This is a genomic window from Aeromonas rivipollensis (assembly GCF_037811135.1).
Classification (GTDB): Bacteria; Pseudomonadota; Gammaproteobacteria; order Enterobacterales; family Aeromonadaceae; genus Aeromonas; species Aeromonas rivipollensis.
The window spans coordinates 3743940-3768735 of record NZ_CP149130.1 but is presented as its reverse complement, the minus strand read 5'-3'; the positions used below and the strand labels follow the sequence as shown (position 1 = coordinate 3768735).

Genomic DNA, 24796 nt, shown 5'->3' with positions numbered 1-24796 from the left:
GCAAGCGGACCATCCTGCATCACTCTACTGTGACCGCGGGGATGCAGAGCGTGAGGTAGTGCATGATTGAAGCTGATCGTCTCATCTCGGCCGGTGCCGCCCGCGAGGACGAGGTCATCGACAGGGCCATCCGGCCCAAGAAGCTGGCGGATTACACCGGGCAGGATCACGTCTGCGACCAGATGGAGATCTTCATAGAGGCCGCCCGCCAGCGCGGGGAGGCCCTCGATCATCTGCTGATCTTCGGCCCGCCGGGGCTCGGCAAGACCACGCTGGCCAACATAGTGGCCAACGAGATGGGGGTCAACATCAAGACCACCTCGGGGCCCGTGCTGGAGAAGGCGGGGGATCTCGCCGCGCTGCTCACCAACCTCGAACCGAACGATGTGCTCTTCATCGACGAAATCCACCGCCTCAGCCCAGTAGTGGAGGAGGTGCTCTATCCGGCCATGGAGGATTACCAGCTCGACATCATGATAGGAGAGGGGCCTGCCGCCCGCTCCATCAAGCTCGATCTGCCTCCCTTCACCCTGATCGGGGCCACCACCCGGGCCGGCTCCCTGACCAGCCCCCTGCGTGACCGTTTCGGGATAGTCCAACGTCTCGAGTTCTACAACGTCAAGGATCTCACCGACATCGTCTCCCGCAGCGCCCGCTGCCTCGGGCTCGACATGTCGGGAGACGGTGCGCTGGAGGTGGCTCGCCGCTCCCGGGGAACCCCGCGGATTGCTAACCGTCTGTTAAGACGGGTGCGGGATTTCGCCCAGGTGAAATCCGATGGTCGCATTGATGGACCCATAGCGGCCCGCGCCATGGACATGCTGGACGTGGACAACGAGGGGTTCGACTTCATGGACCGCAAGCTATTGTTGGCCGTCATCGACAAGTTTATGGGGGGGCCCGTGGGGCTCGACAACCTGGCCGCCGCCATAGGGGAAGAGAAGGACACCATAGAAGACGTGCTGGAGCCTTATCTGATCCAGCAAGGCTATCTGCAACGTACACCCAGAGGGCGGATCGCGACACCGAGAGCTTATGCGCACTTTGGCCTGCAACGGCCAGATGAGCAGTAAAAGCAGCCTTTGAACGACAAACCGCCCCCAAGGGCGGTTTTTTATTATCCGGGCAAAAAAAAGCCCACGGCGGATGCGGTGGGCAAAGACAATTCAGGATGGATGTTCACAGACAGTGAGTGCGTCTGCAGACCGGTCGGGAAAAAACAAAGGAGCCGTCGCGAGGCCTCAGAGTCGGTTCATTTGATAGAGTTGAACGAACGAAAGCTTGTAGTAACGGATGGTCTTGGCAACAAACTTTTTCATCATTAATCCCAACAAACAGGTTCGAAATGTTCATCGAATACGTACCGGGAACCCGGAATGACCGGCCTGTATCCAGAGGTGTGCCCTCACTGCGAGGCGCATTGTAGGAGCTCTTGCCGGGCCGGACAAACAAGAAAATCTATGTGTTTCGGATTAGATAAATTAATGATTTTGCGAGGCGAATCAATCCGCATAAACATGTGTTTTTGTTGGTTTTAAATTGATTTCATGATGGCCTGCGTCATTCTCGAAATACCGGATTGATAAGGGCGAGCCTGCTCACCTTGTCTATTTGCTTAACAGAATTGAAACTATTTTTACGAGAGTTAAAATTGATTTAAATCAAGTATTTACGGTTTGATGTTTTTTGTGAGCAAGCTCCCAATATTAATGGGAAATGGCTTGTAAGGTGCCTTGAAAAGGCATGTATTGATGATGGGTTTACATTGATTTCAATCAAATAAAGATGATATAAAACAGCCATCATTATAGGCGAGAATAGAACTGCAGTTAATGTTTACCAGATGTTAAACATTAGCTTTTTTTGTTCCTCTATATTGCCTTGTTGTTAATGTGGTGGCAGTCGAATCCGGTCAGTCCGCGAGGGGTGATCGACCATTCGGGGACTTCCAATGGAAGCTTTGTCCTTAAAACTTAAAATAGCCGTGCCAATAATCGGTGAGGAAACATCATGATTGCTGAGCATGTGGTAGACCTATCGCGGTTCCAATTCGCTGCGACGGCCCTTTATCACTTCCTGTTTGTACCCCTGACGCTGGGAATGGCCTTCATTCTGGCGATCATGGAGTCTGTCTATGTGATGACCAACAACACAGTGTACCGGGACATGACCAAGTTCTGGGGCAAGTTGTTTGGTATCAACTTCGCCCTTGGGGTTACCACCGGGCTCACCATGGAGTTTCAGTTCGGTACCAACTGGGCTTACTACTCCCACTATGTCGGCGATATCTTCGGGGCCCCGCTGGCCATCGAAGGCTTGATGGCCTTCTTCCTGGAGTCCACCTTCGTCGGCATGTTCTTCTTCGGTTGGGATCGCCTCACCAAGCGCCAGCATCTGGCGGCAACCTGGCTGATGGCACTCGGGACCAACCTCTCCGCCCTCTGGATCCTGGTCGCCAACGGCTGGATGCAGAACCCGGTCGGTGCCGAATTCAACTTCGAGTCCATGCGGATGGAGATGGTGAGTTTCGCCGATCTGGTGTTCAACCCGGTTGCTCAGGTCAAGTTCGTCCACACAGTGGCGGCGGGCTACACCACGGGCGCCATGTTCGTGCTGGGCATCTCCTCCTACTACCTGCTGAAGAATCGTGATGTGGCCTTCGCCCGTCGCTCCTTCGCCATCGCGGCCGCATTCGGCATGGCCTCCATCCTCTCCGTGCTGGTGCTGGGTGACGAGTCCGGCTACGAGACCGGGGAAGTGCAGAAGGTGAAACTGGCGGCCATCGAGGCCGAGTGGAACACAGAACCTGCTCCGGCATCCTTCACCCTGTTCGGCATTCCGAACCAGGAAGAGATGCGCACCGACTACGCCATCAAGATTCCTTATGCCCTTGGCATCATAGCGACCCGTTCCCTGGACGGTCAGGTGACAGGTCTCAAGGATCTGAAGAGCGAGCATGAAGTGCGCGTGCGCAGCGGCATGACCGCCTACGATCTGCTGACCAAGCTGCAATCCGGCGACAAGTCAGACGAGACCCGCGCTCGCTTCGACGAAGTGAAGCAGGATCTGGGCTACGGTCTGCTGCTCAAGCGTTACACCCCTAACGTGACCGACGCGACAGACGATCAGATCAAGGCCGCCGTGGATGATTCCATCCCGCAGGTGCTGCCGCTGTTCTTCGCCTTCCGCATCATGGTTGCCTGCGGCATGTTGATGCTGGTGCTGATCGGTCTGGCCTTCTATGACAGCACTCGCCACAAGATCGGTGAGCGCAAGTGGTTGCTCAAGGCGCTGTTGTACGGCATCCCGCTGCCCTGGATCGCCATCGAGGCGGGCTGGTTTGTCGCCGAGTACGGTCGCCAACCCTGGACCATAGCCGAGATGCTGCCGACCTCAGTCTCCGCATCCAATATCCCTGCGTCCGAGATCTGGTTCTCCCTGATCGGGATCTGCCTGTTCTACACCGTACTGCTGATCATCGAGATGTACCTGATGTTCAAGTATGCGCGTCTGGGCCCAAGCAGCCTGAAGACGGGCAAGTACCACTTCGAACAGAGCAAGGCATAAGGAGAGTAACCCATGTTTGATTACGAAATGTTGCGTCTGGTCTGGTGGGTGTTGGTCGGCGTGCTGCTGATCGGCTTCGCCATCACCGACGGCTTCGATATGGGGGTCGGTGCCCTGCTCCCCTTCGTCGGCAAGAAGGATGTGGAGCGTCGGGTGATGCTCAACACCATGGGGCCGCACTGGGAAGGCAACCAGGTCTGGCTGGTGACCGCGGGCGGTGCCCTGTTCGCGGCCTGGCCCATGGTCTATGCGGCAGCCTTCTCCGGCTTCTACATCGCCATGATCCTGACCCTGATGGCGCTCTTCTTCCGTCCGGTCGGCTTCAAGTACCGCTCCCTGCAGGAAGGCGCCCAGTGGCGCACCAACTGGGACTGGGCGCTGTTCGCCGGTAGTGCCATTCCCCCCGTCATCTTCGGGGTGGCCTTCGGCAACCTGCTGCAAGGGGTTCCCTTCAGCTTCAACCAGTTCCTGATGCTGACCTACCACGGCAACTTCTTCGGCCTGCTCAACCCGTTCGGCCTGCTGGCCGGTCTGGTGAGCCTGTTCATGATAGTGACCCAGGGCGCTGCCTGGCTGATGATGAAGACCGAAGGTGAAGTGCTGGCCCGCTCCCGCACCGCCGCCATGATCTTCTCCCTGCTGACCCTGGTGCTGTTTGCCCTGGCCGGTGTCTGGGTGAGCGGCATGGATGGCTATGTGATCGTGGGCGCCGTCGCCACCGACGCCGTCACCAACCCGCTTCACAAGGAAGTGGTGGTGCAGGCCGGTGCCTGGATGCAGAACTACAACCTCTACCCCTGGATGATTGCCGCCCCCGTGCTGGGTCTGGTGATGAGCCTGCTGACCGCGCTTGCGGCCAAGCTGGGCAAGGGCTGGATGGCGTTCCTGTTCTCCTCCCTGGCCATTGCCGGCATCATATTGACCGCGGGCTTCTCCATGTTCCCGTTCGTGATGCCCTCCAGCCTGGAGCCGTCCCAGAGCCTGACCATGTGGGATGCCACCGCCTCCTTCAACACCCTCAAGGTGATGACGGTAGTCGCAGTCGTCTTCGTACCGACAGTGCTGGCTTACACCATCTGGACCTACATCAAGATGTTTGGCCGGGTGAGTAACAAGCACATCGAAGACAACCAACAATCGCTCTACTAAGAAGGTGCCCTGATATGTGGTATTTCACCTGGATCCTGGGGCTGTTGCTGGCCTGTGCGTTTGGGATCATCAATGCGCTCTGGCTGGAGCACACCGAGAACCTGGATCGTCAGATCGATGAAGACAAGTGACAGGCTCGCCCGGCTGGCCGCTCCCCTGGAGCGCCAGCCATGGCAAGGTCTGATGTTGCTGGCGGCGGCCCTGCTGGGCGTCGCCATCTTGCAGGCACCGAATCTGGTGGCCGCCAACACCAGTGACCACGGTCTCTGGCTGGCCCCCTGGCTGATGTGGGCGGTCTGCTGCGGCGTCATGCACGGACTGGGGTTCCACCCCCGCAGCCTGGTTGGCCGCGTGCTGTTTTTCCCCTGGCTCGCCTTGCCAAGCCTGTTGTACGGGCTCTGGCTGACCAGCGGTTATTACCTGCCATAAACACAGAGGGAGGCCAGACATGCTCTGCCTCCCTCTGCTTTTGTACCCCGCAGTGCGGCCGTGGTTTTGCCCCCGGCGGATCGGTCGTTATTGCCTGCCATAAAAAACAGGGGGAGATGGGATTTCCCTGTCTCCCCCTGCTTCTTTCCTATTCAGCCCTGCGCTATGATAGCCCCCCATCTGACTGTCGAATGGATCACAGATTTTTATGGGGGAAGTCTCTGAGTTTCCGGTACGTGTCTACTACGAAGACACAGACGCCGGAGGCATCGTCTACAACGCCAATTATCTCAAGTTTATGGAACGGGCTCGCACCGAGTTCCTGCGCGCCGGCGACATCGAGCAAGATGTGCTGTTGCAGGCGGGGATCGCCTTCGTGGTGAGTCGCACCGAGATCGATTTCCGCTCCGCGGCCCGCTTCAATGAACTGCTGACCGTATTGACGCAAGTGACTGAAGTGAAACGTGCTTCCATGCGCTTTTCACAGCAGATCCTGGCGGCTGATGGACGACTGATCACCCAGGCCATGGTACAGATTGCCTGTGTCAGTCATCCGCAAATGAAACCTGTTGCAATACCTGAAAAAATCAAGGGAGTGCTGTTAAGTGCACGCTGAAATTTCGTTTATTGGTCTGTTCTGGCAAGCCAGTCTGCTGGTGAAACTGGTCATGATGACCCTTATGGGCATGTCGGTCGTCTCCTGGGCGCTGATCATCCAGCGTTCCAAGGTCATCAAGGCGGCCAACCTCGCCTCGGAGCAGTTTGAAGACAGATTCTGGTCCGGCGTCGACCTCAACCGTCTCTATCAGGAGTCCTCCTCCCGCCGCGATGACATCGAAGGCATGGAAGACATCTTCTATTCCGGCTTCAAGGAGTATGCCCGCCTGCTCAAGGCTGGCGCCCGTGGCCAGGATGCGGTGATGGACGGTACCTATCGCGCCATGCGCGTCTCCCTGTCCCGTGCGGTGGACGAGCTGGAATCCAACCTGCCAGTGCTGGCAACCGTTGGCTCCATCAGCCCCTATATCGGTCTGTTTGGTACCGTATGGGGCATAATGAACGCCTTTATTGCCTTGGGTCAGGTGCAGCAGGCGACCCTGCAGATGGTGGCACCGGGCATCGCGGAGGCGCTGATCGCCACCGCCATGGGTCTGTTCGCGGCCATTCCCGCTGTTATTTTCTATAACAGATTCACCAACAAGGTAGAGAAGCTGGAGAACGCCTACGCCAACTTCATGGACGAGTTCACCACCATACTGAACCGTCAGATTGCACAGCAGCAGGGTGACAAGTAAATGCAAACCTATCAGCGGATCCGGCGCAAGAAGGTCGCCGAGATCAACGTGGTGCCCTATATCGACGTCATGCTGGTGCTGCTCATCATCTTCATGGCGGTGACGCCGGTGATCACCCAGGGGGTCAAGGTGGATCTGCCCCAGGCGGAGTCCGAGCAACTGCCCGAGGACGCCAAGCCCCCCTTCATCGTCAGCGTCAACACCGAAGGTGAGTACGTCATCAAGGCCGGTGAGGCGGATGACGAGCCAGTGCCAAGCGGCACACCCGAGGCGATGCAGCAATACATCACCGAGAAGGCCATGGGCTATCTGGCCATCAACCAGAACGCTCCCGTGGTGGTGGCGGGTGACAAGTCCGTGCGTTACGAAGAGGTGATCCTGCTGATGGTGGCCCTCAAGAAAGCCGGTGTGCCTCAGGTTGGCCTGATGACGGATCCGGTGAACTGACGGAGATGGATGTGAAGCGTGGTATTTCCGGTTATCTCGTCGCGTCGCTGCTGCTGCATCTGATCATCGGCATCATACTGCTGGTCGGCGTCGACTTCAGCAAGCCCAAGCGCCCCGAGTCGAAGGGACAGATCGTCAATGCAGTGATGCTGGACAGCGAGTTCCTGGAGCAACAGGCACAGCAGATCCAGCAGCAGAAAGCTCAGCCCAAGGCTGCCCAGCAGCAGAAAGAGAAGGACAAGGAAGACGCCGATCAGGCCCGGCGCGAGCTGGCGAAGGAGCAGGAGCGTCTGCGCATCGCCGAGACCAAGCGCAAGGAGGCCGAGGAGGCCACCCGCAAGGCCGAGACCGAGAAGCAGAAGAAGGTAGCCGAACAGAAGCAGGCGGAAGAGAAGGCCCAGAAGGCCGAGGAAGCCCGCAAGCTGGAGGCGCAGAAGGCCAAGCAGGCTGACGCCAAGCGCCAGGAAGAAGAACTCGCCAAGGCGTTGGCGCTCAAGAAAAAGAAAGAAGAGCTGGAGAAGAAGCAGGCCGAAGAGAAAGCCAAGGCAAAGGCGGATGCGGCCAAGAAGGCTGAAGCCGACAAGAAGGCCAAGGCCGAGGCTGAGAAGAAAGCCAAGGCGGAAGCCGAGAAGAAGGCCAAGGCTGAGGCAGAGAAAAAGGCTGCAGATGAAGCCGCCAAGAAGGCAAAAGCTGACGCAGAGAAGAAGGCGAAGGCCGAGGCTGACAAGAAGGCCAAGATAGAGGCGGAGCGCAAGCGCAAGGCGGCCGAAGAGGCCAAGTTGCAGAAAGAGATGGAAGCCATGATGCAGCAGCAGCTGGAGGCTGAAGCCAATTCCCGCAGCCAGGCCGCATCGGCTGCCGCCAAGGGGGAGGTCGACAAGTACGCCGCTCTCATCAAGGCAACGGTCGAGCGCTATATGATTTTGGATCCCACCATGCGGGGCAAAACCTGTACTATCGGTGTCAAATTGGCCAGTACCGGCTTCGTCATTTCGGTGGACAACGGCCAGGGTGACCCGGCGGTCTGCCGCTCCGGCAAGGCTGCCGTGCTGAAGGCGAATCAGTTGCCGGTGCCGAAGGATCCGGCGGCGTTCGAGATGTTGAAGGAGTTTAACCTCAAGTTAGAACCTAGCATCTAGACGTGATAAAACGGGGTCATTGACCGTGGTTGGCAGCATCTGCTGATAAAGGAATTTCACCTCTCATTTTTATTGGAACAGAGTATTTAAGCCATGATAAGAAAAGTGTTTTTTGCTTTGGTTGGCTGCCTTCTGCTAGGCCAGAGCGCTCAGGCGGCCTTGGACATCGTCATCACCGGCGGTATTGACAGTGCGCGCCCCATCGCCATCGCCCCCTTCAAGTGGGAGGGCAATGGTCAACTGCCACAGGACATCGCCGAGGTGGTCTCCAACGACCTGATGCGCAGCGGCAAGTTCAAGCCGCTGGCCCGTGGCCAGATGCCGCAGACTCCGAGCACCAGTGGCGAGATCAACTTCGCCCCCTGGGCGTCCCAGGGTGTGGAGGCCGTGGTGGTCGGCTCCATCGCGGCTGTGGGTGATGGCACCTACAAGATCAACTTCGAGCTGGTCGACGTGCTGAAGGGCCAGCTGGCCAAGACCCAGGGCGGGGAAGCGAACGGTTACATCCTCGACAGCCGCATGGCGACCATACCGGGTGCCCAGATGCGCCAGTTCGCCCACCGTATCTCCGACATCGTCTACGAACGTCTGACCGGTGAGCGTGGTGCCTTCCTGACCCGTCTGGCCTATGTCTCCGTCCAGCAGGGTACCCAGTTCCCGTACCAGCTGCGTATCTCCGATTACGATGGCTACAACGAGAAGACCCTGCTGCGCTCCCGCGAGCCGCTGATGTCGCCGGCCTGGTCGCCGGATGGCAGCAAGCTGGCCTATGTGAGCTTCGAGAACCAGAAGTCCGAGATCTATGTGCAGGACATCTATACCCAGCAACGCAGTCTGATCACCAGTTTCCGCGGCATCAACGGTGCCCCCGAGTGGTCACCAGATGGTCGCCGTTTGGCTATTGTTTTGTCCAAAGATGGGCAGCCTGATCTCTATGTTGTTGATGTTGCTAGCAAGCAACTCACTCGAGTCACAAATAACCGTACCATAGACACCGAACCCTCCTGGATGCCGGACGGGCAAACTTTGCTGTTCACCTCTGAACGTGGTGGCAAACCCCAGATTTATAGCGTAAATTTGGCGACTGGCGTCACTCGCCGGATGACCTGGGAAGGGGATTCCAACCAGGGGGCATCCATCACGCCGGACGGCAAGTCCATGGTGATGGTGACCCGGGTTCAGGGACAATATCGCATCGCTCGCCAGGATATGGAGAACGGAGCCATGTTGGTACTGACCCAGAGTGCTCTGGATGAGTCGCCAAGTGTGGCACCCAATGGCAGCATGATCATTTATGCCACCATCTATCAGGGTCGTAAGAGTCTCGCTTTGGTGTCGACCGATGGTCGTTTCAAGGCAGTGCTTCCGACCAGTAGCGGTGAAATTCGTGCACCAGCTTGGTCGCCCTTCTTGAATTGATAAAAAAATCGATTGTTTTTTGTTTTGTTATAAAGGTTTAAGGAAATAGCATGCAACTCAATAAACTGCTCAAGGGTCTGGCCATCGCACTGCCACTGTTCACCCTGGCTGCCTGTAGTTCTTCTTCCGACTCCGACGCCGCAGGCGCCGAGTCTGGCATGACCGACGGCATGGGCGGTGTACAAACCGGTGGCGCCAACGGCATGTTGTCCCCGGAAGAGCAGATGCGTCAGAAGTTCGAAGCTCTGCAGCGCGATAACGTGATCTACTTCCCGTACGATGGTTACGACATCCAGGGTCAGTACGCCGACCTGCTGGATGCCCATGCCAGCTACCTGCGTGAGCGTCCGAGCGTCAAGGTATTGATCGAAGGCCACGCCGATGAGCGCGGTACTCCGGAATACAACATCGCTCTGGGTGAGCGTCGTGCCAAGGCCGTTGCCAAGTATCTGCAAACCCTGGGTGTGCAGGCTGAGCAGCTCTCCATCGTCAGCTATGGCGAAGAGAAGCCGCTGGATCTGTCCCACACCGAGGATGCCTTTGCCAAAAACCGCCGTGCGGTCCTGGTTTACTAAGGTTTGATCCGAATGAAATTCGTGTCTAAGCAAGCGGCCATTTCGATGGCCGTTTTATTTGCAGTCAGTGCTCATGCCGCGGCTCCGGTCAGCGATCTGGGCGGTGATTCCGGCAGCGGTGTGGTGCTGAGCGGCAACAACGGTGCCATAGTGCCCACGGGCAGCCTGGAAGACAGAGTCGCCCTGCTGGAGCGCACCCTGAACGCTCGTCTGCGCCTGCAGGCCGAGCTGCAGCAACAGGTCGACTCCCTGCAAGGTGAAGTCTCCGAACTGCGTGGTCAGCTGGAGCAGCAGACCTACCAGATGGAGCAGTCGCAAGAGCGTCAGCGCCAGCTCTATCAGGAGCTCGACAAGGTGGCCAACAGCCAGCCTGCCGCCGCCGCGCCTGCGACCCCGGCAGCCGGTGCTACGACGCCTGCCGCAGCGGCCAACTACTCGACCAATCAGGACGAGAACCAGGCCTATGACGCAGCCGTGAACATGGTGCTCAAGGAGAAGAACTACGACAAGGCCATTCCTGCCTTCGAGGGGTTCATCAAACAGTTCCCGAGCTCCAGCTATGTTCCCAATGCGCACTACTGGCTCGGCCAGCTGATGTTCAACAAGGGTGACAGAGCCGGTGCCGCCAGCCAGTTCTCCACTGTGGCGAACAAGTACAGCAAGTCGCCCAAGCGGGCCGATGCCCTGCTGAAACTCGGCATGCTGGCGCAGCTCGATGGCAAGAAAGCGGAAGCCAAGACCTTCTATGAGCAGGTGATCAAGGGTTACCCCAATACCTCGCCGGCCCAGTTGGCCAAGCAGAGCCTCGGCAAGCTGTAGTATTGCTGTAGGTCACTGTTTTCGTAACAGTCTTGTAAATACGGCTCTGCTTTGTATGCGCAGTGAACAAACAGATTTAATTTAAGATTTTTCTATTGCGCCAGGATGATAAATCCGTAATATAGGCCGCCGTCAGAGCCGGTGCAGCAGTGCGCTCGGAGCTGGTCGTGGTGAGGGTCGTTAGCTCAGTCGGTAGAGCAGTTGACTTTTAATCAATTGGTCGCTGGTTCGAATCCAGCACGACCCACCATTTCTTCACAACGGGTGAAGACAGAATTCCCAGGTCGTTTAGCTCAGCTGGGAGAGCACCTCCCTTACAAGGAGGGGGTCACTGGTTCGAGCCCAGTAACGACCACCAGTTTTAACGCGGTCTGCCACGGCAGGCGGTGACAGGTTCAAGGTGTGGGTCGTTAGCTCAGTTGGTAGAGCAGTTGACTCTTAATCAATTGGTCGCTGGTTCGAACCCAGCACGACCCACCAATCTTGACCACAGAATACCCCAGGTCGTTTAGCTCAGCTGGGAGAGCACCTCCCTTACAAGGAGGGGGTCACTGGTTCGAGCCCAGTAACGACCACCAGTTTTAACACGGTCTGCCACGGCAGGCGGTGACAGGTTCAAGGTGTGGGTCGTTAGCTCAGTCGGTAGAGCAGTTGACTCTTAATCAATTGGTCGTAGGTTCGATCCCTACACGACCCACCAATCTTGACCACAGAATACCCCAGGTCGTTTAGCTCAGCTGGGAGAGCACCTCCCTTACAAGGAGGGGGTCACTGGTTCGAGCCCAGTAACGACCACCATGCTTTGAAAAAATGATACAGATGGGTCGTTAGCTCAGTCGGTAGAGCAGTTGACTTTTAATCAATTGGTCGCTGGTTCGAATCCAGCACGACCCACCATCATTCAGCTTTATCCCAGGTCGTTTAGCTCAGCTGGGAGAGCACCTCCCTTACAAGGAGGGGGTCACTGGTTCGAGCCCAGTAACGACCACCATGTTTTGAAAAAATGATACAGATGGGTCGTTAGCTCAGTCGGTAGAGCAGTTGACTTTTAATCAATTGGTCGCTGGTTCGAATCCAGCACGACCCACCATCATTCAGCCTTATCCCAGGTCGTTTAGCTCAGCTGGGAGAGCACCTCCCTTACAAGGAGGGGGTCACTGGTTCGAGCCCAGTAACGACCACCATGCTTTGAAAAAATGATACAGATGGGTCGTTAGCTCAGTCGGTAGAGCAGTTGACTTTTAATCAATTGGTCGCTGGTTCGAATCCAGCACGACCCACCATCATTCAGCCTTATCCCAGGTCGTTTAGCTCAGCTGGGAGAGCACCTCCCTTACAAGGAGGGGGTCACTGGTTCGAGCCCAGTAACGACCACCACTTTCTTGAAATAGAAAGAAAAAATGATACAGATGGGTCGTTAGCTCAGTCGGTAGAGCAGTTGACTTTTAATCAATTGGTCGCTGGTTCGAATCCAGCACGACCCACCATCATTCAGCTTTATCCCAGGTCGTTTAGCTCAGCTGGGAGAGCACCTCCCTTACAAGGAGGGGGTCACTGGTTCGAGCCCAGTAACGACCACCAGATTGAAAAAAAGCCCGCTGCAATGCGGGCTTTTTTGTATTCGCTTGTCAGGTGCGCAGTCGCTCGAGTTCGCTGGCCAGCGTGGTGGCCGCCTGCTCCAGTTCCTCGCTTAAGAGGTGGCTGGCACTCGCCTCCTGCCCCAGGGAGGTGGCGGTATCCCCAATGCGCATCAGATTCTGGTTGATGGTATCGCTGACGGCACTCTGCTGCTCGGCGGCGGTCGCCACCTGGCTGATGTGATCATGGATCTGCTGGATCTGGCTCACCACCTGATTGAGCGCCTCGAAGGCCTGCTCTGTCCCCTCGACCGTGCTGACGGATCGGGTGATGCCCGTGCTCATCAGTTGCTGGCTGCTGCTCACCTCGGCTTGCAGGCTGCCGATAAGCTGGCCTATCTCGTCGGTGGAGGCCCGGGTCTTGTTGGCAAGGGCTCTCACTTCATCTGCCACCACGGCAAAGCCTCTGCCCATGTCGCCAGCCCGCGCCGCCTCTATGGCCGCATTGAGTGCCAGCAGGTTGGTCTGTTCGGCGATGGCCCGGATCACGTCGAGAATGTGGCTGATGTTGGTACTGCGTTGTGCCACCTGCGCCACCGCCTTGTCCGCCTGGTGCATGTCCTCGACCAGGGTGTGGATCTCGCCGCGGGCCCGGCTCAAGCTTTGCTGGGCCGTCTGGATATGATGGGTGGCCGCTTCCGACTCTTGCGCCGCCTGCTCGGCGTAACCCGCCACGCTGACCGCCGTGGTGCTCATCTCGTGCATGGCACTGACCACGCTCTCCAGCTCCAGACTCTGCTCGTCCAGGCTGCTGCGCATGGCATTGGCCGTCTGCTTCATGCCCCGCGCCTGCTGGTGTACCTGCTGGCCAACCTGCTTGCTGCCCTGCACCATGGCCCTCAGTTTGCCGAGGAAGGCATTGAGGTGTCTGCCTAGCTCGATGAGCTCCTGGTGGGTGTCGATGCGCATCTGCTGGGTCAGATCCCCCTCATTGCTGGCGAGGTGTGAGACGTGGCGGCTGATGAGGGAGAGGGGGGCGGTGATGCTCTGAATGAACCAGACGAGCAGACCCAGTGCCACCAGGGTGATGACGACCATGGTCATCAGCTGCTGTTGCTGGGTGGCCTGCAGCAGGCTGCCGAGCTGGTTGCTGATGGTGTTGGCCTGACTGAGGGCGAGTGCCTTGGGCACCTTGATCATCAGCCACCACTGGCTGTCGGCGGCGTCGATCTTGATGGGTTGCTGCAGGATGAAGTCGCTGTCGCTATCCCTGGGCTTGCCGTCTGGCGCCACCAGCCCGGCCTCCGTCAGCGGACGGCCCAGCTTGTCGGCATGGCGGTTGCTGCCGACGATAAAGCCCATCTTGCTGACCAGGGTCACCTCGGCCTGATTGTCATACAGGCTCTTGCCGAGACGCTCGGCCAGTTGCTGGAAGATGGGCAGGTTCATGTCGACCCCGGTGATCCCGACAAACTTGCCCTCCTTGAGGATGGGAACCGTCAGGCTGGTCATCAGCATCTGCTTGCCCGGGCTTATCTCGTAGAGGTAGGGCTCCATCAGGCAGGGGCGCAGGCTGTCACGGCCACAGAGATACCACTCGCTGTTGCGAATGCCGAACTCGTTGCGCGAGGTGTCAAACTTGGCCTCGCTGGTTGCCGCATCTATCTGCTGCTGCGCAATCTGGCCATTCTGCTCACGGGTGAAGTACACCTCCAGGCTGCCCTTGCCCGCGACCGAGTGCGTTGCCCCCGTCTGCCAGCTGGCATCCTGCCCGTCATAGCCATCGGGTTCGAACTGGGCATAGATGGAGCTGATCCCGTCAGCCTGACGAAGGCGGCTGCCGAGCAGCAGCTCCACCTGAGGGCGGCTCGGCATCAGGTCCGGCTGTGCCATGCTGCCTTCGAGCTGTGCGGCCATCCCCAGCGGTATCTGGTAAGACTGCTGCAACAGGTCGGCGATCTGCACGGCATAGCGCTCGGCCTGGAACTGCAGGGTGCGCGATACCTCCTGCTCCAGGGCGCCGCTAGTCTGGGTCATGATGTCATTGCGCAGGGTGTTCAGGGAGGCAGACTGCATCAGCGTCATGGCGACACCACTGGCGAGAAAGAGACCCAGGGTGAGCAGCAACAATTTGGTTTTGAGCGAGCGTTGTTTCATTCGACAACTCCTTTTGGCAAGAATGACAACGATAAATCCGGGCGGGTTCTGACTGTTTTACTGTACTGGATTTGTTGATGGGTTTGTGCGCGGCTTCTGGTTATAATTTTGGCCTTTCCAAGCGTTGATGGAACAGTCGCAATGAGCAATGCACTGAGCAGTGTCCCTCCGGTCATCGAGATGGACTATCCCTTTCCGGTCAAACCGGCTCCCCTGACTGCCGAACAGAAAGCTTCCCTGATCATCGAGATCAAGGCGCTGCTCGAGGCGCGTCAGGCCGTGCTGGTTGCCCACTATTACACGGATCCCGAGATCCAGGCGCTGGCCGAGGCCACCGGCGGTTTCGTCGGCGACTCCCTCGAGATGGCTCGCTTCGGTCGTGATCACGCCGCCCAGACCCTGATCGTGGCCGGTGTGCGCTTCATGGGGGAGACCTCCAAGATCCTGAGCCCGCACAAGCGGGTGCTGATGCCGACCCTGGAGGCGGAGTGCTCCCTGGATCTGGGCTGCCCCATCGACCAGTTCTCCGCCTTCTGCGATGCCCATCCCGACCATATAGTCGTGGTCTATGCCAATACCTCTGCGGCGGTGAAGGCGCGGGCCGACTGGGTGGTCACCTCCAGCATAGCGCTCGAGATAGTCGAGCACCTAGACAGCCAGGGCCACAAGATCATCTGGGGGCCGGACAGACACCTGGGTGCCTACATCGAGAAGAAGACGGGCGCCGAGATGCTGCGCTGGCAGGGTCACTGCATAGTCCACGACGAGTTCAAGGCCAAGGCCCTGCGCGAGCTCAAGGCCCAGAACCCGGACGCGGCCGTGCTGGTGCACCCGGAGTCCCCGGCTTCCGTCATCGAACTGGCGGATGCGGTGGGTTCTACCAGCCAACTCATCAAGGCGGCCCGTGAGCTGCCCCAGCAGAAGCTGATCGTGGCGACCGATCGCGGTATCTTCTACAAGATGCAGCAGGCCTGCCCGGACAAGGAGATGGTGGAGGCACCGACCGGTGGCGATGGCGCCACCTGCCGCAGCTGCGCCCACTGTCCCTGGATGGCGATGAACGGCCTGGTGGCGATCAAGGAAGCGCTGACCGATGGCGCGGAGCGTCACGAGATCCTGGTGGACGAGGAGTTGCGGGTGAAGGCGCTGATCCCGCTGGATCGCATGCTGAACTTCGCCGCCGAGCTCAAGCTCAAGACCCAGGGCAACGCCTGAGTGTGCGAAGAGTTGAATAGAAAGGCTGAATAGAAGAGGGCACCCGTTGGGGTGCCCTCTTTCGTTATGGGTTTCGCGAAGACAAAGATCAGATGATCACGGTAGAGAAGCTGTGCTCCTCATCCGGCGCGATAACGACGCCAGCCTCGGCCGTGATGGCCGCCTCGACACAGAGCATGGTGCGGTAGCCATCGTCGCTCATGTCGGCCATGGCGGTGGCCCCTTCCAGCCAAGGGGTCCAGACCACGACGCTGTCGTTGTTGCCGCTCACCACCTGAGTGGTGCGATCGCCGTCCTTGACCATCACCATGGCCTCGGCTTGGTGGTAGACCCGATCAATGGCAGCTGTGAGCGTCAGAGCGCCCTGCTGCTGCCCATCCTGACCCGTCAGCTTGTCGGCATAAGGCTCACCCAGGCCGGTCACGCTGACGGCCTCTGGGCGGCTTATCTGCAGATAGGTGTGCAGGGCCGCATTGTAGGTGAGGGGCGTCTTGCCTGTGTTGCGGGTGGTCAGCACCAGGGAGAGCTCCTTGCCTACCAGCACATCCAGCTCCAGCTCGAAGGCGTGGGGCCAGAGGGCACGGCTGGCGTCGGTGTCACGCAGAGACAGATGGACCAGGGTGCCATCCCCGTGATCGGAGACACCATCCAGGGTCCACAGGCTGGTGCGGGCGAAGCCGTGGGCCGGTTTGCCGCTGCCGACGCGAGCGGGGGAGGGGCCGAACCAGGGCCAGCACAGGGGGATGCCGCCCCGGATAGGCTTGCTGCCATCCAGCACTGCCTTGTCGCTGAGCCAGAGAGAGGCGGGTTCGCCATGGCGCTGGTAGCGCAGTACATGGGCGCCAAACAGGCAGATCTCCGCCCTGGCGTGCTCGTTGTCGATGGTCAGCAGAGGCTGGCCACCAGCAGGGTGGCTGAGGGTACAGTGGGCTGTCAGAGTACGTGTCGGTTGCATGGAGACTCCTGTGCTCGCGCACATTCAAGAAAGAGGTCGGCAGATCCAGAATACAAAAAGGCGGCCAATGGCCGCCTTTTTTCAAGCTACGCGATTGCGCATCCCAAATTACTTGGAGATGTGAGCGATCAGGTCCAGAACCTTGCTGGAGTAGCCCATTTCGTTGTCGTACCAGGATACGACTTTAACGAATTTGTCGTTCAGTGCGATACCAGCCTTGGCATCGAACACGGAGGTCTGACGCTCACCCAGGAAGTCGGTGGAAACCACTTGATCTTCGGTGTAGCCCAGTACGCCCTTCATGGAGCCTTCGGAGGCTGCTTTCATGGCTGCGCAGATTTCTGCGTAGGTGGCAGCTTTCTTCAGGTTGACGGTCAGGTCAACAACGGACACGTCCGGAGTCGGTACGCGGAAAGCCATACCGGTCAGTTTGCCGTTCAGTTCCGGGATAACAACGCCAACAGCCTTGGCAGCACCGGTAGAGGACGGGATGATGTTCTGAGCCGCACCGCGGCCACCGCGCCAGTCTTTGGCAGACGGACCATCAACGGTCTTCTGGGTAGCAGTGGTAGCGTGGACAGTGGTCATCAGGCCGGATTCGATACCGAAGGTATCGTTCAGAACCTTGGCGATCGGGGCCAAGCAGTTGGTGGTGCAGGAAGCGTTGGAAACGATGTCCTGGCCAGCATAGGTGGCGTCGTTAACACCCATGACGAACATAGGGGTAGCGTCTTTGGACGGGCCGGTCAGTACGACTTTCTTGGCACCGGCAGCAATGTGCTTGCGAGCAGTGGCGTCGTCCAGGAACAGACCGGTAGCTTCGGCAACAACGTCAACACCGATTGCATCCCATTTCAGGTTTGCCGGGTCACGCTCAGCGGTAACACGTACGGTTTTGCCGTTGACGATCAGGTTGCCGTCTTTGACTTCAACGGTGCCCTTGAAGCGGCCGTGGGTGGAGTCGTACTTCAGCATGTAAGCCATGTAGTCAACGTCGATCAGATCGTTGATACCAACCACTTCGATGTCAGCACGCTCAGCGGCCAGACGGAAAACGAAACGACCGATACGGCCAAAACCGTTAATACCTACTTTGATAGTCATAATTGGTTACCTAACTGTTCAGTAGTCAAAGAAAATTCCGTTTGTAAATTTACTAGAACTCACCTGTGAGTCAACCAACAATCTGCGCGAAATTGCGCTATATCATGAAAAACTGTGAAATTTATTTTCGTTTTATGTAACTGGCTACCAACTTTTGTCGAATGCATCATCAGCGGATCTGGTCGCAGAGATCAACAATAGTGCCTGCCCGGTCACACATCCGGCCGGGGAGATATGTAAAAATGTGCGCGGTTTAGCATGGCCAAAGAGCCACTGTTCAAGTACCACCCATAAAAATTAATCACAAATAGTGTAGATAGAATCCACAGCGGGAATTCTCAAACTATGACCACCCTGATTGAACAGCTGGCTGCCGCCAAAGGTATCGCCAGTGAGTATGTTGATGCCTGGGGCCACCCGGCCCAGGTATCCGAAGAGAGCAAGGCCGCCATGCTGGGCGCCATGGGCTACCGCGTCGACGACGAGGCAGCCCTGACCGAGCAGCTGGAGCAGGAGCACCGTCAGCACTGGTTGCGGCCTCTGGATCCCGTGATGGTAGTGCGCAGTGGCGATCCCCTCAGCCTCGAGGTTCGTCTGCCCATAGAGTTCGTCAACGACGCCCTCCACTGGCAGATAGTGCTGGAGCAGGGTGCCCTGTTGTCCGGCCAGCTGACACCCATCGAAGGGGAACTGGTCGGCGTCGCCGAATTCGAGGAGATGGAGTGTCAGGCCTATAGGGTCGCGCTGGATGTGCAGCCGGAGCTCGGCTATCACCAGTTGGTGCTGCTGGAAGAGGGCAACGACGAGCCGCTCGCCACCATGCGCCTCATAGTCGCGCCCAAGTCCTGCTACAAGCAGGCACCCATCGCCAACGGCCGCAAGGTGTGGGGCCCGAGCGTGCAGCTCTACTGCCTGCGCAGCCGCCACAACTGGGGCATCGGTGATTTCAGCGATCTCGGCCAGCTGGTCGAGAAGGCCGCCGCCTGGGGAGCCCATTTCGTGGGGCTGAACCCCATCCATGCCCTCTATCCTGCAAATCCCGAGAGTGCCAGCCCCTACAGCCCCTCTTCCCGTCGCTGGCTCAACGTGGCCTACATCAACGTGGAAGCCGTGCCCGAGTTTCTCGCCAACGAGCGGCTCAAGGCCGATGTGGCGAGCCCGGCCTTCCAGCAGCATCTTGCCTCCCTGCGGGCCAAGGAGAACGTGGATTACACCGGCGTCATCCAGACCAAGATCGGCATGCTGCGCCAGGTGTTCGATGAGGCCAGGTTCAGCGCCGAGCGTCAGGCCGCCTTCGATGCCTTCGTGGCCGCCGGTGGCGACAGCCTGCAACAGCAGGCTGCCTTCGATGCCTTGCAGGCCCATTTCTATGGCAAGGGTGAGAACGCCTGGGGCTGGCCGGTCTGGCCGGATGCCTTCCGCGATTACCACAACCCAGAAGTTGCTGCCTGGATGCAGGATCACAGCCAGGATGTGAATTTCTACCTCTATCTGCAGTTCCTGGCCGATGAGCAGCTGGCGCAAGCCGATGCCCGCGCCAAGGCGGCCGGCATGGTGATGGGGATCTACCGGGATCTGGCGGTGGGTGTCTCCGAAGGCTCCACCGAGATCTGGGCCAACCGGGATCTCTACTGCCCGAAAGCCTCGGTCGGTGCGCCGCCCGACATCCTCGGCCCCCTCGGTCAGAACTGGGGCCTGCCCCCCATGAACCCGAACCAGCTGTTCGAGGCGGCCTATCAGCCCATGGTGGATCTGTTCCGCGCCAACATGCGTGCCTGCGGCGCGCTGCGCATCGATCACGTGATGGCCTTGCTGCGCCTGTGGTGGGTACCGCCCGGAGCGTCCGCCGCCAAGGGCGCCTACATCTACTATCCGGTCAACGACCTGCTGGGGATCCTGGCCCTCGAATCCCACCGCAACCAGTGCCTGCTGATCGGTGAAGATCTCGGCACAGTGCCGGAAGGCATAGACGTGACCCTCAAAGAGAACGGCGTTCACTCCTACAAGGTGTTCTTCTTCGAGCGCTCCAAGGGGGACGGCGGCTTCATCTCCCCGGCGCACTACACCGAGCAGGCGATGTCGGCCCTGACCACCCACGACATGCCGACCCTGAAGGGCTTCTGGCATTGCGACGATCTGGCGCTGGGCCGCGAGCTGGGCCTGTACCCGGATGAAGAGGTTCTCAAGACCCTGTATGCTGATCGCCACCAGGCCAAGCAGCGGATCCTTGACAGCCTGCATGCCCATGGGGTCATCTCTGGCAACATCAGCCATGACGTGAACTGGGTCGGGATGAACACCGAACTCAACCATGGCCTGCAACTGCACATGTCCCGCGGCAGCTGTGCCCTGTTCAGCACCCAGCTGGAAGACTGGCTGGAGATGGACAAGCCGGTCAACGTGCCGGGCACCAGTTACGAATACCCGAACTGGCGTCGCAAGCTTTCAAAGGATCTGGAAGATATTTTTGCCGATGAGGCGCTCAAGGCGCTGGCGGGCAAGATGAGCCAGGCCCGTGACGAGGCCAGTCGTTGAGCCCCTGCTGCCAACATGTGACTCACTTTCATCCGCTTCGGCCCAGGCCGGAGCGGATGTTCAGCCATGAAAGGAAATGTCGATGCCCGTTGAACGTTTGGTTGCCGCCCGCTGTGCCGATCCCTTCTCCCATCTAGGCCTGCTGGCCAATCCGGATGGGCCAGGCCTGAAACTGACGGCCTGGTTGCCCGATGCGCTCGAGGTCCGGGTCAGGGACCTCAAGTCAGGCAAGATAGTTGCCACCCTGACCTCCGCCGACGAAGCGGGCCTCTTTGAAACTGTTTTCACTCGCCGCAAGAATCCCTTCCCCTATCAGCTGATCGCCAGCTACCCCGATGCCAGTGCCGAATCCATCGACCCTTACCAATTCCAGGCTGCCGCCTGGGAAGGATTGGCTGAGCTCGGCTTCCAGCCGGAAAACCTCTACCACACCCTGGGCGCACAGCTGCGCACCGTGGAGCACCTCGGCCAGCGGGTGGAGGGGGTGCGCTTCGCCGTCTATGCGCCGAGCGCCACAGCGGTGAGCCTGATCGGTGATTTCAACTTCTGGGATGGCCGTCGCCACCCCATGCAGCGCAGCCAGTGCGGTCACTGGGTGCTGTTCGTGCCGGGCCTCAAGGCCGGGGATCGCTACAAGTTCGAGCTGAAAGATCCGGCCGGCCATCGCCTGCCCCACAAGAGCGATCCGGTCGGCTTCTACTGCGAGCAGTACCCGTCGTTCGCCTCCGTCATCCACGACCACGAGCAGTACCAGTGGCAGGATGCCGCCTGGCGCGAGAGCCAGCGCAATGACAAGCGGGAGCAGCCGCTCTCCATCTACGAGCTGCACGTGGGCTCCTGGAAGCGTCACCCCAACGGTGACAGCCTGAACTGGCGCGAGCTGGCGGTGGAACTGGTCAACTACGTCACCGAGATGGGCTACACCCACATCGAGCTGATGCCGGTCTCCGAGCACCCCTTCAGCGGCTCCTGGGGCTATCAGCCGGTGGGCATGTTCTCCCCCACCAGTCGCTACGGCAGTGCCGATGATTTCAAGCATTTCGTCGACGCTTGCCACCAGGCCGGCATCGGCGTCATCCTCGACTGGGTGCCGGCACACTTCCCGGCCGACGCCCATGGTCTCGCCCGCTTCGACGGCACTCCGCTCTACGAGTACGAGGATCCGCGTCGTGGCTGGCACCCGGACTGGAACTCCTACATCTACGATTTCGGTCGTAACAACGTGCGCCAGTTCCTGGTGGCGAGCGCCCTGTTCTGGCTCGACAAGTTCCACATCGACGGCCTGCGGGTGGATGCGGTGGCCTCCATGCTCTATCTGGATTATTCCCGCAACGCCGGTGAGTGGGTGCCGAACGTCGACGGGGGCAACCACAACTACGAGGCGATTAGCCTGCTGAAGTGGACCAACGAGGAGGTATACGGCAAGTATCCCCACACCATGACCATCGCCGAGGAGTCCACCGCCTTTGCCGGTGTCTCCAGACCCACCTTCCTGGGTGGCCTAGGGTTTGGCTTCAAGTGGAATATGGGTTGGATGCACGACACCCTGAGCTACATGCAGAAGGAGCCGATCCACCGCCGTTATCACCACAACGAGATGACCTTCTCCATGGTCTATCACTATGACGAGAACTTCATCCTGGCCCTGTCCCACGACGAGGTGGTGCACGGCAAGCACTCCCTGCTTTACAAGATGCCGGGTGACGAGTGGCAGCAGGCCGCGAACCTGCGTGCCTACATGGGCTTCATGTATGGCCATCCGGGCAAGAAGCTCAACTTCATGGGCACCGAAATCGCCCAGAGCAACGAGTGGAATCACGATGCCCAGCTGCCCTGGCACCTGTTGCAATACCCCAAGCACGGCGGCCAGCAACGGCTGATCCGCGATCTCAACCAGCTCTATCGTCATGAAGCTGCTTTGTATCAGGCGGATTATGAGCGCGGTGGTTTCCGCTGGCTGGATCACAACGACGCCGACAACAGCATCTTCGCCTGGCTGCGCGCCGACAAGCAGGGGGCCAATACTGTGGTGATCGCCTCCAACTTCACCCCGGTGCCGCGCCTCGCCTATCGCCTCGGGGTGCCGGAGGCGGGCCGCTATGCCGTGGTGCTCAACACAGATAGCGAGCATTACTGGGGCAGCAATTATGATGTGGGTCTGACCTTCGTCGCCGAGCCGACCCCCTGGCAGGGGATGGCGCACAGCATAGTGCTGGACTTGCCGCCGCTCGCGACCTTGTTCATCAAACAGGAGTCCTGATGTTTGTAATGGAAAATGGGGTGGACTACCCACTGGGGGCCCGGCTCGACGAGGCAGGCTGCCACTTCTGTGTCTGGGCCCCCCAATCGGACAAGGTGGAGCTCTGTCTGTTCGACGAGCAGGAGCAGGAGCTGGTCCGGCTGGCCCTGCCCGGCCGGCGTGGCCAATACAGATTCGGCTATGTGCGCGGGGTGCGGGCCGGTCAGCGTTACGGCTACCGGGTTCATGGCATGCCCCAGGAGGGCATGCTGTTCGACCCCGACAAGCTGCTGATCGACCCCTATGCCAGGGCGCTCAGCCGGGCGACCCGCTGGGATGACGACCTCTATCAGGGGGACAGCGCGGCCATGGTGGCCAAGTCGGTGGTGGTGGACGATGCCTTCGACTGGCAGGGGGTCGGCAAGCCCGGGATCCCGCCCGAGCGGGTCGTGCTCTACGAGACCCACGTCAAGGGCTTCACCCGCCAGCATCCCGGGGTGCCCGAGGCGCTGCGGGGCACCTATCTGGGGGTCAGTCACCCGCTGATGATCGAACACCTGCTCTCTCTCGGGGTCACCTCGGTGCAGCTGATGCCGGTGGCCGCCTTCATGTCGGAGCCCCGCCTGGAGCAGCTTGGCCTCACCAACTACTGGGGCTACAACCCCATCGCCTTCTTCGCCCCCGAGCCGCGCTACGGCGCGGGGGAGGCGGTGACCGAGTTCAAGACCATGGTGCGCGAGCTGCACCGGGTCGGGCTCGAGGTGATACTGGACGTGGTCTACAACCACACCGCCGAATCCGGTGTCGACGGCCCCATGCTGTCCCTCAAGGGGTTCGACAACGCGGGTTACTACGCCTTCGAGACCGGGGCCCATGGCCCTGACTATCAGCGCCACGCCAACGTCACCGGCTGCGGCAACAGCGTCAACCTGGATCACCCCAACAGCCTGCGACTGGTGCTCGATGCCCTGCGCTACTGGGTCACCGAGATGCAGGTAGACGGTTTCCGCTTCGATCTCGCGGTCACCCTGGCGCGGGAGGCGGGGGAGTTCGATCCCATGAGCGCCTTCTTCAAGGCCCTGCTGGCGGATCCCGTGCTGGCGCGGGTGAGGCTGATTGCCGAGCCCTGGGACATAGGCCCCTTCGGCTATCGCCTCGGCCAGTTCCCGAGCCAGTGGCTGGAGATCAACGACCGCTATCGCGACACTGTACGCGCCTTCTGGCGCGGCGATGCGGGCAAGATGGGGGACTTCGCCACCCGGCTGGCGGGGTCGCGGGATCTCTTCCCGAAAAACTGGCGCTCCCCCCACACCAGCGTCAACTACCTCTGCTATCACGACGGCTTCACCCTGGAGGATCTGGTCTCCTACAACCAGCGCCACAACCAGGCCAACGGCGAGGACAACAGAGACGGCCACGGCAACAACCTCTCCTACAACCACGGGGTGGAGGGGCCGACCCTGGACCCCAGAGTGAACAACCTGCGTCAGCAGCAGAAGCGCAACCTCATTGCCACCCTGCTGCTCTCCCAGGGTACGCCGCACTTCCTGGCCGGGGACGAGATGGGCCGCAGCCAGCTTGGCAACAACAACGCCTACTGCCAGGACAACCAGATAAGCTGGGTCAACTGGCAGTTGCGCCCCGAGGATGAACGGCTGCTCGCCTTCACCCGCCAGATGATGGCGCTGCGGGCGGAGTCGGGGGTCTTCGCCAACCTGCAACTCAGTGACGATGAATGGAATGGCAAGGCAACCAGCTGTCACAGGGTCAACTGGTATCACCCCGATGGCCATCAGCTCACCGATCAGGACTGGCACGCTCCCATGGGGCAGGCGTTCGCCATGGACATCGGCATGCTGGCGTGCGGCGGGGAGCGCTGGTACGTGCTGTTCAATGCCAGCGACTACGACATCCAGTTCCGCCTGCCGCCGCCGGGGGAAGGGCTGGAGTGGATCCAGACCATAGACACCGCCACCAACGACGGCCTGCCCTTCCTGCCGGACGACATCAAGCGGCAGGTGGCGGTGGGGCGTGCCCACTCCCTCAAATTGCTGGAGCGGGTTTCGCTGCCGGCGGTGGCGCTGGCCAAGGAAGGGGTGGTCGCCACGCCGGATGTTGCCGCCGTGTTGCCAACGGGATCACAGTTCCCGCTGGCGGGGTAGAGTCGGGGCGTCC

General features: G+C 59.5%; 19 protein-coding genes and 14 tRNA genes. 30 read left to right on the top strand and 3 right to left on the bottom strand.

Annotated features, from left to right (window positions below; translation table 11 throughout):
- The first annotated feature begins 62 nt into the window (after positions 1 to 62).
- The 26 genes from ruvB to WIR04_RS16965 all read left to right on the top strand — a co-directional run bounded on the left by ruvB (position 63) and on the right by WIR04_RS16965 (position 12420).
- Entirely contained in the window at positions 63 to 1073 is a 1011-nt protein-coding gene (gene ruvB, locus WIR04_RS17090; protein WP_025325798.1) for a Holliday junction branch migration DNA helicase RuvB, read from the top strand.
- Between the two features lie 937 nt (positions 1074 to 2010).
- On the top strand, positions 2011 to 3567 hold the full coding sequence (cydA, locus tag WIR04_RS17085) for a cytochrome ubiquinol oxidase subunit I (protein WP_106884919.1): 1557 nt from the start codon (positions 2011 to 2013) through the stop codon (positions 3565 to 3567).
- A 12-nt stretch (positions 3568 to 3579) separates the two neighbouring features.
- A complete protein-coding gene (gene cydB / locus WIR04_RS17080; protein ID WP_025325800.1) occupies positions 3580 to 4716 on the top strand; it encodes a cytochrome d ubiquinol oxidase subunit II in 1137 nt (378 codons plus the stop codon).
- A gap of 14 nt (positions 4717 to 4730) precedes the next feature.
- Positions 4731 to 4847, top strand: a complete 117-nt coding sequence (gene cydX / locus WIR04_RS17075) for a cytochrome bd-I oxidase subunit CydX (protein WP_005331536.1) — start codon at positions 4731 to 4733, stop codon at positions 4845 to 4847.
- The gene (locus tag WIR04_RS17070) at positions 4834 to 5145 is read left to right on the top strand and encodes a cyd operon YbgE family protein (protein WP_041204185.1); all 312 of its coding nucleotides are present in this window, start codon (positions 4834 to 4836) and stop codon (positions 5143 to 5145) included. The genes cydX and WIR04_RS17070 overlap by 14 nt, the downstream gene beginning before the upstream one ends.
- 208 nt (positions 5146 to 5353) lie before the next feature.
- Positions 5354 to 5761 (top strand): tol-pal system-associated acyl-CoA thioesterase, encoded by a 408-nt coding sequence (ybgC, locus tag WIR04_RS17065; RefSeq protein WP_005331541.1) that lies wholly within the window; start codon positions 5354 to 5356, stop codon positions 5759 to 5761.
- Between the two features lies 1 nt (position 5762).
- The gene (tolQ, locus tag WIR04_RS17060; RefSeq protein WP_213345242.1) at positions 5763 to 6440 is read left to right on the top strand and encodes a protein TolQ; all 678 of its coding nucleotides are present in this window, start codon (positions 5763 to 5765) and stop codon (positions 6438 to 6440) included.
- Positions 6441 to 6887, top strand: coding sequence for a protein TolR (tolR, locus tag WIR04_RS17055; protein ID WP_005331545.1), 447 nt, complete (start codon positions 6441 to 6443; stop codon positions 6885 to 6887). It abuts the gene before it with no gap.
- Positions 6888 to 6892: 5 nt separating this feature from the next.
- Positions 6893 to 8026: a cell envelope integrity protein TolA gene (tolA, locus tag WIR04_RS17050; RefSeq protein WP_025325803.1), complete on the top strand. Its 1134-nt coding sequence runs from the start codon at positions 6893 to 6895 to the stop codon at positions 8024 to 8026.
- Between the two features lie 93 nt (positions 8027 to 8119).
- Positions 8120 to 9445, top strand: coding sequence for a Tol-Pal system beta propeller repeat protein TolB (gene tolB, locus WIR04_RS17045; RefSeq protein WP_025325804.1), 1326 nt, complete (start codon positions 8120 to 8122; stop codon positions 9443 to 9445).
- Between the two features lie 50 nt (positions 9446 to 9495).
- Positions 9496 to 10020: a peptidoglycan-associated lipoprotein Pal gene (gene pal, locus WIR04_RS17040; protein ID WP_005331552.1), complete on the top strand. Its 525-nt coding sequence runs from the start codon at positions 9496 to 9498 to the stop codon at positions 10018 to 10020.
- Between the two features lie 12 nt (positions 10021 to 10032).
- Entirely contained in the window at positions 10033 to 10839 is an 807-nt protein-coding gene (ybgF, locus tag WIR04_RS17035) for a tol-pal system protein YbgF (RefSeq protein WP_025325805.1), read from the top strand.
- A gap of 174 nt (positions 10840 to 11013) precedes the next feature.
- Positions 11014 to 11089: transfer RNA gene (locus tag WIR04_RS17030), tRNA-Lys, on the top strand.
- Positions 11090 to 11121: 32 nt separating this feature from the next.
- Positions 11122 to 11197, top strand: a tRNA-Val gene (locus tag WIR04_RS17025).
- 46 nt (positions 11198 to 11243) lie between these two features.
- Positions 11244 to 11319 (top strand) — tRNA-Lys (locus WIR04_RS17020).
- 22 nt (positions 11320 to 11341) lie between these two features.
- Positions 11342 to 11417, top strand: a tRNA-Val gene (locus WIR04_RS17015).
- 46 nt (positions 11418 to 11463) lie between these two features.
- Positions 11464 to 11539 (top strand) — tRNA-Lys (locus WIR04_RS17010).
- A 22-nt stretch (positions 11540 to 11561) separates the two neighbouring features.
- Positions 11562 to 11637: transfer RNA gene (locus tag WIR04_RS17005), tRNA-Val, on the top strand.
- 23 nt (positions 11638 to 11660) lie between these two features.
- Positions 11661 to 11736 (top strand) — tRNA-Lys (locus tag WIR04_RS17000).
- Positions 11737 to 11754: 18 nt separating this feature from the next.
- Positions 11755 to 11830: transfer RNA gene (locus WIR04_RS16995), tRNA-Val, on the top strand.
- A 23-nt stretch (positions 11831 to 11853) separates the two neighbouring features.
- Positions 11854 to 11929 (top strand) — tRNA-Lys (locus tag WIR04_RS16990).
- An 18-nt stretch (positions 11930 to 11947) separates the two neighbouring features.
- Positions 11948 to 12023: transfer RNA gene (locus WIR04_RS16985), tRNA-Val, on the top strand.
- A 23-nt stretch (positions 12024 to 12046) separates the two neighbouring features.
- Positions 12047 to 12122 (top strand) — tRNA-Lys (locus WIR04_RS16980).
- A gap of 18 nt (positions 12123 to 12140) precedes the next feature.
- Positions 12141 to 12216, top strand: a tRNA-Val gene (locus WIR04_RS16975).
- A 34-nt stretch (positions 12217 to 12250) separates the two neighbouring features.
- Positions 12251 to 12326: transfer RNA gene (locus WIR04_RS16970), tRNA-Lys, on the top strand.
- An 18-nt stretch (positions 12327 to 12344) separates the two neighbouring features.
- A tRNA-Val gene (locus tag WIR04_RS16965) sits at positions 12345 to 12420 on the top strand.
- A 47-nt stretch (positions 12421 to 12467) separates the two neighbouring features.
- Here WIR04_RS16965 and WIR04_RS16960 read toward each other — a convergent pair.
- Complete coding sequence (locus WIR04_RS16960; RefSeq protein WP_338888499.1) at positions 12468 to 14573, bottom strand: methyl-accepting chemotaxis protein; 2106 nt, start codon at positions 14571 to 14573, stop codon at positions 12468 to 12470.
- A gap of 141 nt (positions 14574 to 14714) precedes the next feature.
- Between WIR04_RS16960 and nadA the strand changes: the two genes are divergently transcribed.
- Positions 14715 to 15788 (top strand): quinolinate synthase NadA, encoded by a 1074-nt coding sequence (gene nadA, locus WIR04_RS16955; RefSeq protein ID WP_025325807.1) that lies wholly within the window; start codon positions 14715 to 14717, stop codon positions 15786 to 15788.
- A gap of 88 nt (positions 15789 to 15876) precedes the next feature.
- On the opposite strand, the gene WIR04_RS16950 is transcribed toward nadA, so the two are convergent.
- Both WIR04_RS16950 and gap read right to left on the bottom strand, forming a co-directional pair.
- Positions 15877 to 16743 (bottom strand): D-hexose-6-phosphate mutarotase, encoded by an 867-nt coding sequence (locus WIR04_RS16950; protein WP_338888496.1) that lies wholly within the window; start codon positions 16741 to 16743, stop codon positions 15877 to 15879.
- 108 nt (positions 16744 to 16851) lie between these two features.
- Positions 16852 to 17847, bottom strand: a complete 996-nt coding sequence (gap, locus tag WIR04_RS16945) for a type I glyceraldehyde-3-phosphate dehydrogenase (protein ID WP_338888494.1) — start codon at positions 17845 to 17847, stop codon at positions 16852 to 16854.
- A 345-nt stretch (positions 17848 to 18192) separates the two neighbouring features.
- Here gap and malQ point away from each other — a divergent pair, with 345 nt between their 5' ends.
- From malQ to glgX, 3 genes are all read left to right on the top strand, one after another.
- Positions 18193 to 20382, top strand: a complete 2190-nt coding sequence (malQ, locus tag WIR04_RS16940; protein ID WP_307766380.1) for a 4-alpha-glucanotransferase — start codon at positions 18193 to 18195, stop codon at positions 20380 to 20382.
- An 82-nt stretch (positions 20383 to 20464) separates the two neighbouring features.
- Complete coding sequence (glgB, locus tag WIR04_RS16935) at positions 20465 to 22642, top strand: 1,4-alpha-glucan branching protein GlgB (RefSeq protein ID WP_338888491.1); 2178 nt, start codon at positions 20465 to 20467, stop codon at positions 22640 to 22642.
- The gene (gene glgX, locus WIR04_RS16930; protein WP_338888489.1) at positions 22642 to 24783 is read left to right on the top strand and encodes a glycogen debranching protein GlgX; all 2142 of its coding nucleotides are present in this window, start codon (positions 22642 to 22644) and stop codon (positions 24781 to 24783) included. The genes glgB and glgX overlap by 1 nt, the downstream gene beginning before the upstream one ends.
- Positions 24784 to 24796: the final 13 nt, after the last annotated feature.